This is a genomic window from Streptomyces sp. NPDC107498, assembly GCF_055582805.1.
In genome coordinates this window covers 12,275-25,379 of sequence record NZ_JBVJPE010000026.1, presented here as the reverse complement: position 1 = coordinate 25,379, position 13,105 = coordinate 12,275, and the positions used below count along the sequence as shown (strand labels likewise).

Sequence of the window (13,105 nt, the reverse complement as noted above, 5' to 3'; positions counted from 1 at the left end):
GTGGACACGGGCGTGGGCGCCGTCGTACGGGGGATGCGGAAGCGGTACCGACGGTCGACTGTCACGATGAAGCCGACCGCCGGAACCGCGGCGAAGGTGGGAGTGGGTCGAGGATGTCGACTGCCGAGGGGTACCCGGTGCGTGCCGCCGCCCAGGCACGCACGCTGGCCGACATGGACGCCCGGCTCGTGGAGTGCCGGGCGTGCCCACGGCTGGTCGCGTGGCGGGAGGAGACCGCCCTCGAAAAGCGGGCGGCGTTCCGGGACTGGGATTACTGGGGCCGTCCCGTGCCCGGGTTCGGGCCCGCGCACGCCGCCCTGCTGATCACCGGTCTCGCGCCCGCCGCGCACGGCGGGAACCGGACCGGGCGGATGTTCACCGGTGACCGGGCCGGTGACCTGCTGTTCGCGACGCTGTACGAGCTGGGGCTGGCCTCCCGGGCGATCGTGACGGGCCCCGACGACGGGCTGGAGCTCACCGGCGTACGGGTCACCGCCCCCGTGCACTGCGCACCGCCGGACAACCGCCCCACGCCCGGCGAACGCGACACCTGCCGCCCGTGGCTGACCCGTGAGGCGCGCCTGCTCCGGCCGACCCTGCGCGCGGTCGTCGCGCTGGGCGGCTTCGGATGGCAGGCCGCGCTGACGGCGTTGGGCGAGGCCGGGTGGAGCGTGCCCCGGCCGCGGCCGGCGTTCGGACACGGTGCGCGGGTCCACCTGACCCCCGCGGAGGGGACGGGCGGGCCGCTCACGGTCTTCGGCTGCTACCACGTGAGCCAGCGCAACGTCTTCACCGGCAGGCTGACGCCGGAAATGCTGCGTCAGGTCCTCGCCGAGGCGGCACGCACCGCCGGTCTCGCGGTCGGGTGACGGACGGGGACAGGGGCGGGGACAACAGGTACGGGGACGGGGCTCCTGCGCGTCCGGCGACCGGCGGCTCAGCCGGCGGCCTCCGCGCCCGGCTCGTCCGGCCCGTTGTCGACGAGGGGGCAGGGCGTCGTCGTCCGCGACAGGCGTCACCGTTGTTCTTCTGTTCGCCGGGTACACGTCGTGCATCTGTCAACGGTGTGGAAGGAGATCGCTGTGGTGGGAGCGCTGGTTGCGGGCGGATGGGGCCTGTTCGCGGGGGCGGCGTTGTTGGTGGGCGCCATGGTCGGCTCGTTCGTGCGCGTCCCGCCGCGTTGGATCGCGCTGGTCATGGCGTTCGGCAGCGGTGTGCTGATCGCCGCGGTGTCGTTCGAGCTGATGGCCGAGGCGTACGAGCGGTCCGGCATGGGGCCGGTGGTGGCCGGAGCGGCCGGAGGAGCGTTGGTGTACTCGGGGGCGAACGCCTTGCTGGCCCGCCGTGGCGCTCGGCACCGCAAGCGCTCCGGTCAGCAGCAGCCGTCCGAGTCCGAAGAGCCCGGCTCGGGCAACGCCATCGCGCTGGGAGCGCTGCTGGACGGCGTTCCCGAGTCCGTGGTCATCGGCACCAGCCTCCTGGGCGGGGGACATCTGGGGGCGGCCACCGTGGGGGCGGTGTTCATCAGCAACCTCCCCGAGGGCCTGGCCAGCGCCGCCGGCATGCGTGGTGCCGGCCGCAGCCGCAGGTACGTCTTCGTCCTGTGGGGAGGCATCGCGGTGATCAGCGGTCTGGCTGCGCTGGCCGGGTACGCCCTGCTCGGCGACGCCTCCCCGGCGGCGATGGCGATGATCACCGCGCTGGCCGGCGGGGCAATCCTGGCGATGGTCGCGGACACGATGATCCCCGAGGCGTACGGCAGGGTCCATCTGCTGACGGGCCTGGTCACCGTGGTCGGATTCCTAGTCGCCTTCGGCATGGCTCATGCGTGACGACGGCCCGCCCGTGCGCTGTCCCCCACCCGATGCCCGCCACGCACCGAGGCTTTGAGTCGGCCCCGGGGCCCCCGGGGATCATCCCCGGGGGCCCCGGGACTGATCCCCCGAGGTGACGGGTTCAGCCGGGCCAGGTGCCGGTCAGGCGCCGGGTGGTGGCGGCACCCGCTCGGTCGACCGCGGCCTTGGTGACGGCGAAGATCGCCCCCTGCAGCCCTGCGGCCAGCAGGACCTCCCACCAGGTGCGGTCCTCGTCGGTGGCGTCGGGGGCGTCGTCGTCGTGACCGATCATCTTCCACGCCTGCTTGAAGGCCGCGCCCGCGATCAGGCCGCTGACGGCGCCGAGCGTCAGCCCGATGGGCTTGTAGGCGATCTTGGACGCCTTCACTTGCGCCCCCGGCCGCGACGCAGCAGCAGGAACACCGCCAGGGCGGCGGCCCCGGCGAACAGCGGCACGCGGTTGGCCCGCGCCACGGTCGCGACCGACGTGGCCTTGTCGAGGACCGGGTCCGGGGTCCTGGCGGCTGCCAGGTGTCCGGCGTGGGTCGCGCTGTCACGTACGTGAGCGGCGGCGCGGGCGGCCTTGTCGAGCACGGGGTCGGGGGTCTTCTCCTTCGCCGTCTCGACCGCCTGGACCACCTTGTGCCGGAGCTGTTCGGCGGCGAGGGCCGCCTTCTCGACGGCCTGCTCCTTCATCTCGACGGCCTTTTCCGCGGCCTTCTCCTTGATCTCGGCGGCCTGCTCCTTGACCTCGGCCGCCTTCTCCCTGGCCTGTTCCTTGACGTCGGCCTTGGCGGCCAGCGCCTCCACGGTCCGGCCGAGTTCGTCGCGGGTGCGCTCGACCTGTTCGCGCAGCTGGTCCGGAGTCGGTGTGGACTCGTCGCCCTGGGACTGATGGCTCATCGGTGCAGCCTCTCCTTGATTTCGTCCACGTCGGCCTTGACGCTGTCGATGGTCTTCTCGGGTGCGGGACTGCCGGCCTCGGCGATCTGCTTCTTGCCGATCCCGGCCAGTACGGCGGCCACCACGGCGAGCAGTGCGGCGACGATCAGGGCCGAGGCCCATACCGGCAGGACCAGCGCGAGGGCGGCGATCCCGGCGGCGCCCAGGGCCTGCGCGGCCAGGACGCCGACGAGGCCGGCTCCGCCGAACAGGCCGCCGCCGACCCCGTAACGCCTTCCCTTCTGGGCCATTTCCGCCCGGGCCAGTCGCATCTCCTCACGGACCAGTTCCGAGATCTGCTGCGATGCCCGCGTGACGAGTTCGCCCACCGGCTCGTCCCTGCCGTGGCCATGACCGTGGTCACGGCTTCCAACGGCGCTCATCTCGTTCCTCACCTTCTTACGTCCTTACGCCTTCCGGGTGGTGTCTCCAGGCGCGCCTACCCGCCGATCCGCCGGTCACCCGCCGACCACGCGTAGTCATCGCCGGTTGTGGGGGAGAAGACGGGCGCCGTGCGGACCAGGGCGGCGGCCGCGACCCCGATCACGGCGCCGGCCACCACGTCAGAGGGGTGGTGGGCCCCGTCATGCACGCGTTCGACCCGCCTCCCTCCGGACCGCTCCGCTCACTCGAGGCGGCGGCGGTCCTCCTCGCTCCAGGCCCGGGTGTCCCGCGGTTCGACGTACGGCTCCTCGTCCTCGGGGTGCCCGCCGGCGATCGCGCGCTGGTGGACCAGCTCGGCGTCGAACTCCAGCCCCAGGAGCATGGCGAGGTTGGTGATCCACAACCACACCAGGAAGATGATGACGCCCGCCAGGGTGCCGTACGTCTTGTTGTACGAGCCGAAGTTCGCGACGTAGAACGCGAAGCCGCCCGAGGCGACCATCCAGATCGCCAGCGCCAGGAAGCTGCCCGGGGTGACCCACATGAAGCCACGGCCCTTCGCGTTCGGCGCGGCCCAGTACAGGAGGGCGATCATGATCGTCACGAGCAGGACCAGGACCGGCCACTTCGCGATCGACCAGACCGCCATCGCGGTGTCTCCCACGCCCAGGGCCGCGCCCGCCTGCCGCGCCAGGCCGCCGGTGAACACCACGATCAGCGCGCTGGCGACGGCCAGGACCATGAGCGCCACGGTCAGGCCGAGGCGCAGCGGCAGGACCTTCCACACCGGTCGGCCCTCGGGCACGTCGTAGACGGCGTTCGAGGAGCGGATGAACGCCGCGACGTACCCGGAGGCCGACCAGACCGCGACCACCAGGCCCACGACCGCCAGCAGCGAGCCGACGCCCGCGTTGCCCTGGAGTTGTCGGACCGCGTTGTCGATCACATCGCGCGCAGCGCCCGGGGTGAGCTTCTGGAGGTTGTCCAAGAGCTGCCTGGTGGCGGATTCACCCACGACCCCGAGCAGCGAGACGAGGACCAGCAGGGCGGGGAAGAGGGCGAGCACCCCGTAGTAGGTCAGCGCCGCCGCCCGGTCCGCCAGCTCGTCGTTCCTGAACTCCTTCACCGTCCCGCGCAACACCGCCCTCCAAGACCGCTCGGGCAGCTGCGACAGCCGGTCCGGCGCCCGCTCCTCGACCTGCCGGTCCGGTCCTACGGTCCCCTCGCGCCCCCCGTCCTGCGGCCGGCGGTCGTTCTCCTGCTGTGGTGTCCCTGTGGGTCTCATGGTGGACGCTTTTCCCCGCAGCCCGCCACCATGCGAGCGGACACGGAACCGGCGGCTCGGCGTCCGGCCGCGATTCCGACGGGGACACACCGTGCGCATCGCCGATCCCGTCGGGAGCACACCGTGCGCATCGCCCCCCCGCCGCGCTCCCGCCCCGATCGCCCGGCGGCCCGCCGAGGGAGACGGCCCCGGAGCCCCGACTGCGGCCGAGCCGTGCCGGCCGACCCGCGACGCTCCGGGCGCACCCGCCGGACGCGGTTCCCGGCACGGTCCGGGTCAGCCGGCGGCGGGCTCGCCGGCCAGACCGGAGCGGGCGAGGGCGCGGGCCACGGCGGACGGGTCCGGCTCGTCGTCGTCCGGGTCGCGCACCCGCGCCAGCAGCATGTCCACGTCCTGGATCCGGCCGGACTCCGCCTGGGCGAGGACGGCGTCGGCGTCGGGGCCGCCGTCCACCGGCGCGAGGCGCTCGGCCAGCAGCTCCACCGCCCGCGCACGGTTGGCCAGGGCGTCCATCCCGCAGTCCAGGCCGTCGTCGTCGAGGTCGTCCGGGTAGGGCGCGCGGGCCCAGGCCCCCGCCTCGTACCAGTAGACACAGCCGAGTTCCCAGCCGGACAGCCGGTCGCGCAGTTCGTCCCACGGCAGCCACGCGGGACCGCCCGCGAGCATGTCGACCGGCGGCTCGTGCCACTTCGTCCCGCTGGACTCGTCCTCGCCGTACAACACGTAACGGCCCTCGCCCATGCGGGACATCACCCACCAGGTGCAGCCGCTGTCGTCCCAGTGGAGCCCGTCGTCGTCGATCCAGCGACCGATGCGGTGCACGCTCGGCAGGCGTTCGTCGGCGGTCTTCGCCCCGAGGGCGGCGAGCAGGGCCCAGCGGGCCCACAACGTCTCGGCGGACGGAAGGTCCTCCGGCAGTCCCGGACGGTTGATCGTCATGACGGCAACCGTACGGGCACGGGCGCCCCGCACACACGCGGGGGCCTGGGCGTCGCCTTCCGTCCGGAAGGCGACGCCCAGGCCCCCGACTTCACGCCCCGCTGCCCCCGTCGGCCCGCTCGACCGGGATCCACAGCTGGGAGTCCGTCTCCGCGCCGATCTCCACCGGCTGCGTCCGCAGCAGCTCAGGACCCGGCCGGCTCACGTACGGGTTCGAGGGGAACCACTGCGTGAACACGTCCCGCCACAGTTCCTGGAGGGCGCTCGGATACGGCCCGTGGTTGTCGAAGACCGCCCAGGCACCGGCCGGCACGTCAAGGGCGTCGAGCTCCTCCGCGGCCGCCCCGGGGCCGGCGACCACACCGATCCAGTAGTCCAGTTCGGCGCCCTCCTCCCGGCTGTCGGTCAGGTGCACCACCGCCGACAGGACCCCCTTCGGCTCCCCGTCGGCCAGCTCCTTCATCCTCACGATCGCCTGCTCGTCCAGGCTCCCCACGTGGGCCGCGGCCGCCGCGTTGACCCCCTCGTGCACGAGGGGGACCCGCGCCTTCCTGCCGACGACCCGAAACGCTTCCTTCTCGACGATCCGGTACCGCATGGTCGTACTCCCTTCGACGACGACGCGGAAGGACATGCGCGGCTGCGCCGTGAGCGTCGCACCCGTGCGCCGGGCCTCGCCCGGCCCGATGCCGTGCACCGACCGGAACGCCCGGGCGAACGCCTCGCCCGAGCCGTACCCGTACCGCACGGCCACGTCGAGCAGCGTCCGCTCCCCGCCCAGCACCTCGGCCCCGGCGAGCGTCATGCGCCGGCGCCGTACGTACACGGAGAGCGGCATCCCGGCGAGCGCCGAGAACAGGCGCCGGAAGTGGTACTCCGACGTCATCGCGATCCGGGCGACCTCGGCGACGTCGACCTCTCGGCCGGCCTCCGCTCCGAGGCGGCGCTCGATGTGGTCGAGCGCCTGGTTGAGCTGCTCCAGCACGGGTGCGTGTCCTTCCTTCTGACGTCTTCACCGTAGGAACCACCGCCCTCCCGGGACCCGATGATCCGTGCCCGGAACGATCGGGTGACCGCCTGCGGCACGCGCCCGGAGCGACGGCCGCTCGCCGGATCCGACCGGTGGTGTGCGCTGCGCCGGTGGACGCCTTCGTCCGGGGCCGCGCCTGGAAGGCCGAGCAGGTGGCCGCCCGGCCTCGGACGCGAACGGAGAGGCCGGGCGGCAGCGGCCCTCAGACCGAGACCGAGAGCAGGTCCACCACGAAGACGAGCGTCGAACCCGCCGGGATCAGCGGGGAGGGCGACTGGTTGCCGTAGCCGAGGCGCGGGGGAACGACGATCTCGCGCCGGCCGCCGACCTTCATCCCCCTGATCCCCCGGTCCCAGCCCTTGATGACCCTGCCGCCGCCCACGGCGAACTTGAACGGCCGGCCCCGGTCCCAGGAGGCGTCGAACTCCTTGCCCGAGGCGAAGGCGACCCCGACGTAGTGAACCTGGACGACCCTGCCCGGCTTCGCTTCGAGCCCGTCTCCGACGACGAGGTCGCGGATGGTCAGCTCGGTGGGAGCCTCCCCCTCCGGAAGGTCGACCTCGGGCTTCGTCCGCTCACTCATCGCAGCCTCATTCACTCTCCACCGGAAGCCCTCGTACGGACCGGCCGGGCGCATGGCCACTCCACGCGACAGAAGATCACGCTACCGAGAACGCTGATCCCCGGAGCACGCCGACCCGACGGAACACGGCACTCGGAACGACCGGGAGAGTGCCGGATCCTCGGTCGGGATCCTCGGTGGGAGCGACGGCGGGGCGTCGGCGGGGGCCGTGCGGAGCCGAGCCGAGGACGCGGCAGCCCCCGGGGAAACGCCGGCGCTCGCACGACCCTCCCGAACCCCCACCGTCGCAGAACCGTTCGAGAAGCCCCTCTATGCTTTCGGCCGGGGACACGAAGACGGCATGCCGCCTCGTCCGAGCGCTCGCTCCGGACCGCTGCCGACTCTCGTGAGGAGCCACACGGCCATGCCCTCCTCGACCTGAGCATCCGGAGTTCGTTTTGCAGCGTTCCACTCGGCACCGACGCGGGTTCACGAGCCTGGGCGTCGTGGCCACCGCTGTCGCCCTGGCGTCGGCCCTCACCGGCACCGCCGTCGCGGAAACCCCTTCGGGGGCCCTCTCGGCGCGATCGTCCGCCCCGAACGCCGCCACGGCCGTGCAGCCGACACCCGTCGCACCGATGTTCTTCCTGAGCGGGATCCTTCCTTCGGGGCAGATGTACGTCTACATGCGGGACGGGAACGGCGGCTTCGCCTCCCGGTCGGGCGCGTATGTCTGGCCCGGGCTGACGCACGCCGTGTCCGTCGACCCCGACCTGACCGGATACCAGGACGGCGCTTACCACGTCATGTCCAGCGGTGTGCTCAACCAGTGGCGCGGCGGGCGCCTGAAGCAGGTGGCCACCGGCTGGCAGCAGTACACCGGTGTCCTCTCGCCCGGCACTCTGGCCGGGGCGGCCCACCCCGACCTGCTGGCCCGTGATAAGCAGGGCGTCCTGTGGCGGTTCCAGATCAGGGCGGACGGCACGCCGGCCCCGCGGATCCGTGTCGGCGGCGGTTGGAACACGTACTCACGGATCACCGGGGTCGGTGACTTCTCCGGCGACGCGAAGCCGGACGTCGTCGCCCGCGACAAGGAAGGCGTGCTCTGGCTCTACAAGGGAACGGGAGCGGGGAGCAACCCGTTCGCTCCTCGCATCCGGGTCGGCAGCGGCTGGAACATGTTCGACAAGCTGGTCGCCACCGGCGACGTCGACGCGGACGGCCGGAGCGACCTCCTCGCTCGCGACCCCCAGGGCGTGCTCTGGCTCTACAAGGGCACCCGCACGGCCTCCGCCCCGTTCAAGCCCCGCGTCAGGATCGGCCACGGATTCCAGCAGTACCGGGACCTCTACTGACACCCGGTCACCGTCGTGCACCCCGCACGTCCCCCGGTGGTGCGCCGGTGGTGCGCCGGTGGTGCGCCGGTGGTGCGCCGAGGGGGGGGCAGCCCCCGCCCCGAGCCGGGGGCGGCCCGTGGAGGAAGTCGGTGGACCGCCCCAGCGCGGTGCGCACCCCCAGCACACGAAGATCACTTCACCGGCGCGGGAAGCCGCCGCACACAAGGAGTGATCAGCATGCACGGGTACGGGAAGAGGGCCGGTCGGCGAGGGGCGCTCGCACTCACGGGGGTGATCGTCGCCACGGCGCTGGCCACCGCAGCGGCTTCCGCGACACCGGTGGCCCAAGCGGCTCCGGGCGCACCCACCGCACCGGCCACATCGGCCGCACCCGTCGCATCGGCCGCCCCAGCCGACCTCGTGACAGCAGGTCGGGAAGCGGCCGTCGTACGTTCCCTGGAACGGTTCGCACACCCGCTGCGCACCACGGACCCCGGCGGCCGGACTGCGGACCTCCGGGCGCTGAGCAGCATGGTCGGAGACGCGAAGGTGGTGGGGCTGGGCGAGGCCACGCACGGTTCGCACGAGTTCTTCGCCATGAAGGAACGCGTCTTCCGACACCTCGTCGAGGAGCGCGGCTTCACCACCTTCGCCCTGGAGATGAGCTGGTCGGCGGGGCTCAGGATCGACGAGTACCTCCAGGGCGGCACCGGCGACCCGCGGCAGATCGCGGAGGCGACGCTGGCCGGATCCCCCTGGGAGCGCGAGGAGTTCGTCAGCCTGATCGGCTGGATGCGCGAGTACAACCGTCGCCACCCCGACCACCGGGTCCACTTCATGGGCGACGACCTCGGCGCGCCGAAGCTCGGCGACCACGTCTTCGAGCGCGTGCTGTCCTCCGTCCGCGCGACCCGGCCGGAGGCGTTGCCCCGGCTCACCGAGCTGTACGGCCGACTGCGCCCCTTCGACGACGTGTTCGCCTACCTGCGCGAGCCGATCGCCGAACGCGAGGAGAACGCCGCACGCGCCCAGGAGGCGCTCGACCTGGTCACCGAGCACCAGGGGAGCGGCGGGGACGACTACGCGTGGACGGTGCAGCACGCCCGGAACATCGCCGAGACGTTCGCCTTCGCCACCGTCGACCTCACCGACCCGGCCTCGGTCACCGCCGCCGAGCGCCTGCGTGACCGGGCCATGGCGGACAACGTGCTGTGGTGGCAACGCCACACCGGTCACAAGATGCTGCTGTCGGCCCACAACGGCCACGTCGGATACCTCTCGACCCACCCGGACATGTACCCGCGGACCCAGGGCGCGGTACTGCGCGACCGCCTGGGCCGCGACTACACCGCGATCGGCTTCAGCTTCGCCGCCGGCTCCTTCCTCACCAAGGACACCTCCCTCGACGGAGACTGGAGCCCGGTCACCGTCCCGGCCGCCCGCCCCGGGACGAACGAACACACCCTGGACCGGGTCCGGTACCGGGACTTCTACCTCGACCTGCGCACCGCGCCCGCCGCGGCCCGCGCCTGGCTCGCCCGCCCCCGCCCGGTCTACGACGCCGGCTCGACCTTCACCCCGGACCCCCTGCCCACCCTGGCCCTCGGCCGGGCCTACGACGTCCTCATCCACCTCCACCAGGTCCGGGCGGCCGACGAGCTCGCACCACTGCCGTACGAGCCGACCGGCTGACCCCGCCGAACTCAAGCCCCCCTTCGGTGACTTCCTCCGGGCAGGAGCCGGGTTCCGACCAGTGGATCGACGCAGTGGGGACCGGCGGCGTCGATCCGTGCACCGGAGTCTCCCGCACCGATCGGCCCGAACCGCGCGCCGCCGTCGCCTCGGACGAGAAGATCGCCCGGAGCGCGTTTCGGAGGAGTGTTCGGGGTGAGGTGTTTCCTCGTCGGCCGGCGACCCTCGACAGGAGCTGCTGTGTCCGGCGACGAGAAGGCCCGTGTGAAGGGGGCAGGGCCGAGCTCCGGGGAGACGGGTGTGAACGAGGGAGGGGGGCCGTATGGCAGCGGTCGACGACGGAGGCAGGGGCAGGGGCTCGGTGCGACGAGAGGGCCCGGTGCGGTCCGCGCGAGACCTGGTGCTCGTGGTGGGGCTGGCGGGCGTGGTGGTCGGCGGTGCGGCCCTGATGTTCAAGACGGCCCGCTCGACCGGCTCGCATCTGCCGACCGTCTTCGCGGTCCTCGTGCTGTTGTTGCTCGCGGGGGCGGCACTGAACCGGTGGGGCAGGGCCCCGGCGCGCCGCCGGACCGATCCCTTCGGGGCCGAGGCGGGGGTGAACGCCGGGAACGGGTCGGCAGGTACGGCCTACCTGCCTGATGCGGGCGGCCGCCCGAAGGAGACCACCCTCGGCACCGTCACCATCCCGCTGGACACCGCCCCGGTCGCTGCCCCGCCCGCGGAGCCGCCTGCCGTCGACTCCGGGGCACTGGACCACCTGGCCGTCGACCCGGACGGTTTCGAGCACACGATCGCCGCGCTGTGCGCCCGGGACGGCTGCTCCCCCGTGGAAGTGGTCGGCGGCGCCGGCGACCTCGGCGCGGACGTGATCGCGACGACCGCCGACGGGAGGCGCGTGGTTCTCCAGTGCAAGCAGTACGGGGAGGGCCACCGGGTCGGTTCCCCCGACCTCCAGCGGTTCGGCGGCACCTGTTACGCCGTGCACGAGGCCGACGTGGCCGTCCTCGTCACCACCAGCTCCTTCACGGAGCCCGCCCTGGAGTACGCGGCCTCCTGCGGGATCGTCTGCGTCGACGGCACGGAGCTGGCGGCCTGGACCGCATCGACGGCACCGGCCCCCTGGATCGCCCGGACGAGCGAGCCGATACCCGACGTCCGGGACGAGACGACCTGCGACGGCTGAGGTGCCCCACCGGCTCGAACCCCCTTCGTCGGTTTCGTGTCGATCGTTCGTCGGTGTCGCACGCGACGCTCTTCCCACAGGCGCGGCGCGACAGGAGCGCCCGGCTGCCGGTCGAGCGAACGGAGGGGGAGCTCCTCATGCGAAACCACCCCCTGTGAGTACGGGGTGTGGATCGGCCGTTCCACGGACGGGGGCCGGACGTGGAACGGGCTGCGGAGGTACGTGCACGCCGACGGCGGCCAGGAGCACACGTCGATGTCCGTATCGGCCCGCCGCGCCACCGAGAGCGTCAGTGCGGCATGTCAGGCTTCGTGCATGACGTGGAGCAGCGAAACCCCCTCGTGGCAGGACGTGGTGCAGGCCTTGCGGGAGGCCTCGGACGTCGAGGAGGGCGTACGCCTGGGTGAAGGGGTGAGCGACGAGGAGATGGATGGGTGGGGCGTTCCGGTGCCCGGGCCGATCCGGGAGATCTGCCGCCGGGTCGGAGCGCTCCACGTCGACGGCCACGGTGATTTCGGGGCCGCGTACCGCGCGGGAGCGGTCAGCGGGGGAGCCGTGCGGCGATGCGGCGGGCCCGGCTCGTTCCGCGTCGTCCACACCGACGCGTGCGCGGAGACGTACTACGTGGACATCGATCGCGCAACAGGCGCCTGGGGGCCGGTGTTCGCATTCTGGGAGGACCACGGTGCCGAACTGGTCGCGCCGTCGCTCCAGCACTGGCTGGTGACCGTGGCCGAACTGGTGAAGCACGCCGCGAGGGACGCGGAGTACTTCGACGGCTTCTCCACGGCTTTCCTCAACTGGTTCTCCGGGGACTTCGCCGATGCCGGCGACGGGTTCCCCGAGGATTCGCCGGCGGCCCTGGCGCGCGCGGCCGGGCCGGCGACCACGCGGCCCCTCACTGCCGAAGCGGCGTGCGCCTCGGGTGATCCGGTGCTCGCGGACGTCGTCTCCCGACTGCCCGAGGGCGCCCTCCTGGCCGACCTGCGCGGGGCCACCGGACCGACGGGGATTCCGTTCGGCCGTCATCCCGAGTGGCCCGGAGGCACTCCCGTCTACGGGCGCTTCCACCACGGCACGGTCCTCGCGGCCGTCGGCGAGGTCTGACCACCGGGGTGGTCCGCGCCCCCTCCCCTCCACGGAGTTGAACGCGTTCAATAAATCTGGCAAGGTATCCCTCCTCGGCCCACCCCCATCGGTTGGCCGACGCGGGCCGAGGGCGGGGAGGACCTGGTGGCGGGCGGAAGCAGGCTGCGTGCGTGGGGAGCGGCCCTCGGTGGCCCGACGGTGGTCCTAGCCGTCCTGACGGGGTGCGCCGGTCCCTATCAGTACTACGGGGGAACGGGGATCCACGACGCCACTGCGGCCGAAGTCGCCGGGGGCTGGGAAAACGTCGAGGGGACCCGCGTGGTGCTTCGCGAGGACGGAACGGCCCTTCTCGACAAGCTCGACGGGCAGGACTTCGACTTCGAGGACGGCTGGCGTCTCTCCGGTACGGGAACCTGGCGACTGGCCGACCGCGACGGCGGACAGGTCGTCCGGCTCGCACTGGCGGCCCGGGCCCGAGTGGAGAGCCGCTCCTCCGCGACGTCCGCGCACGCCTCGACTCCTGAAGCCCCGTCGACCTATGCGTGGTCCTTCTACGTGGACCGCGATCAGCACGACGAGGTGAAGCTGTTCTTCTTCTACGGCGATCCCGACATCGGGAACACCTACGTGATGACGCGCGAGGCAGGGTCGTAGCGGTTCATCGATCACTGCGACCGGCACAGTCGCTTCGTGTGGGCCGATCGGCTCAGGCGCGGCGCGCCTCGGTGGCGGAGGCGGGCGTCCGGGGAGGATCGGAGGACGGCGACCCCCGGGATGGGCCGCCCGGCTCCGTCCCGTCGTGTGAAGAGGTCCGGCCATGACACCGT

15 protein-coding genes are annotated in these 13,105 nt (G+C 72.6%); 7 read left to right on the top strand and 8 right to left on the bottom strand.

Going from position 1 to position 13,105, the window contains the following annotated elements; genetic code table 11:
• Window positions 1–113: 113 nt before the first annotated feature.
• Both ACZ66Z_RS31955 and ACZ66Z_RS31950 read left to right on the top strand, forming a co-directional pair.
• On the top strand, window positions 114–869 hold the full coding sequence (locus ACZ66Z_RS31955) for a uracil-DNA glycosylase (RefSeq protein ID WP_469939051.1): 756 nt from the start codon (window positions 114–116) through the stop codon (window positions 867–869).
• A gap of 213 nt (window positions 870–1,082) precedes the next feature.
• Complete coding sequence (locus ACZ66Z_RS31950) at window positions 1,083–1,832, top strand: ZIP family metal transporter (protein ID WP_469939049.1); 750 nt, start codon at window positions 1,083–1,085, stop codon at window positions 1,830–1,832.
• Window positions 1,833–1,956: 124 nt separating this feature from the next.
• Here ACZ66Z_RS31950 and ACZ66Z_RS31945 read toward each other — a convergent pair whose 3' ends face one another.
• The 8 genes from ACZ66Z_RS31945 to ACZ66Z_RS31910 all read right to left on the bottom strand — a co-directional run bounded on the left by ACZ66Z_RS31945 (window position 1,957) and on the right by ACZ66Z_RS31910 (window position 6,998).
• Complete coding sequence (locus ACZ66Z_RS31945; protein WP_469939048.1) at window positions 1,957–2,223, bottom strand: DUF4235 domain-containing protein; 267 nt, start codon at window positions 2,221–2,223, stop codon at window positions 1,957–1,959.
• On the bottom strand, window positions 2,220–2,738 hold the full coding sequence (locus ACZ66Z_RS31940) for a DUF3618 domain-containing protein (RefSeq protein ID WP_469939046.1): 519 nt from the start codon (window positions 2,736–2,738) through the stop codon (window positions 2,220–2,222). The genes ACZ66Z_RS31945 and ACZ66Z_RS31940 overlap by 4 nt, the downstream gene beginning before the upstream one ends.
• Window positions 2,735–3,160, bottom strand: coding sequence for a phage holin family protein (locus tag ACZ66Z_RS31935; protein ID WP_469939045.1), 426 nt, complete (start codon window positions 3,158–3,160; stop codon window positions 2,735–2,737). The genes ACZ66Z_RS31940 and ACZ66Z_RS31935 overlap by 4 nt, the downstream gene beginning before the upstream one ends.
• A 56-nt stretch (window positions 3,161–3,216) precedes the next feature.
• The gene (locus ACZ66Z_RS31930; protein WP_469939044.1) at window positions 3,217–3,369 is read right to left on the bottom strand and encodes a hypothetical protein; all 153 of its coding nucleotides are present in this window, start codon (window positions 3,367–3,369) and stop codon (window positions 3,217–3,219) included.
• Window positions 3,370–3,402: 33 nt separating this feature from the next.
• Window positions 3,403–4,446, bottom strand: coding sequence for a YihY/virulence factor BrkB family protein (locus tag ACZ66Z_RS31925; protein WP_469939042.1), 1,044 nt, complete (start codon window positions 4,444–4,446; stop codon window positions 3,403–3,405).
• Window positions 4,447–4,722: 276 nt separating this feature from the next.
• A complete protein-coding gene (locus ACZ66Z_RS31920; protein WP_469939041.1) occupies window positions 4,723–5,385 on the bottom strand; it encodes a hypothetical protein in 663 nt (220 codons plus the stop codon).
• A gap of 91 nt (window positions 5,386–5,476) precedes the next feature.
• Window positions 5,477–6,370, bottom strand: coding sequence for an AraC family transcriptional regulator (locus ACZ66Z_RS31915; RefSeq protein ID WP_469939040.1), 894 nt, complete (start codon window positions 6,368–6,370; stop codon window positions 5,477–5,479).
• A 247-nt stretch (window positions 6,371–6,617) separates the two neighbouring features.
• Window positions 6,618–6,998: an FKBP-type peptidyl-prolyl cis-trans isomerase gene (locus ACZ66Z_RS31910; protein WP_469939039.1), complete on the bottom strand. Its 381-nt coding sequence runs from the start codon at window positions 6,996–6,998 to the stop codon at window positions 6,618–6,620.
• A gap of 485 nt (window positions 6,999–7,483) precedes the next feature.
• On the opposite strand from ACZ66Z_RS31910, the gene ACZ66Z_RS31905 reads away from it, so the two are divergent.
• The 5 genes from ACZ66Z_RS31905 (at window position 7,484) to ACZ66Z_RS31885 (ending at window position 12,932) form a co-directional block, all read left to right on the top strand.
• The gene (locus tag ACZ66Z_RS31905; RefSeq protein ID WP_469939037.1) at window positions 7,484–8,332 is read left to right on the top strand and encodes an FG-GAP repeat domain-containing protein; all 849 of its coding nucleotides are present in this window, start codon (window positions 7,484–7,486) and stop codon (window positions 8,330–8,332) included.
• Between the two features lie 513 nt (window positions 8,333–8,845).
• Window positions 8,846–10,006, top strand: coding sequence for an erythromycin esterase family protein (locus tag ACZ66Z_RS31900; protein ID WP_469939035.1), 1,161 nt, complete (start codon window positions 8,846–8,848; stop codon window positions 10,004–10,006).
• 379 nt (window positions 10,007–10,385) lie between these two features.
• Window positions 10,386–11,189: a restriction endonuclease gene (locus ACZ66Z_RS31895; RefSeq protein WP_469939033.1), complete on the top strand. Its 804-nt coding sequence runs from the start codon at window positions 10,386–10,388 to the stop codon at window positions 11,187–11,189.
• Window positions 11,190–11,504: 315 nt separating this feature from the next.
• On the top strand, window positions 11,505–12,296 hold the full coding sequence (locus ACZ66Z_RS31890) for a hypothetical protein (RefSeq protein ID WP_469939031.1): 792 nt from the start codon (window positions 11,505–11,507) through the stop codon (window positions 12,294–12,296).
• 300 nt (window positions 12,297–12,596) lie between these two features.
• Complete coding sequence (locus tag ACZ66Z_RS31885; protein ID WP_469939029.1) at window positions 12,597–12,932, top strand: hypothetical protein; 336 nt, start codon at window positions 12,597–12,599, stop codon at window positions 12,930–12,932.
• Window positions 12,933–13,105: the final 173 nt, after the last annotated feature.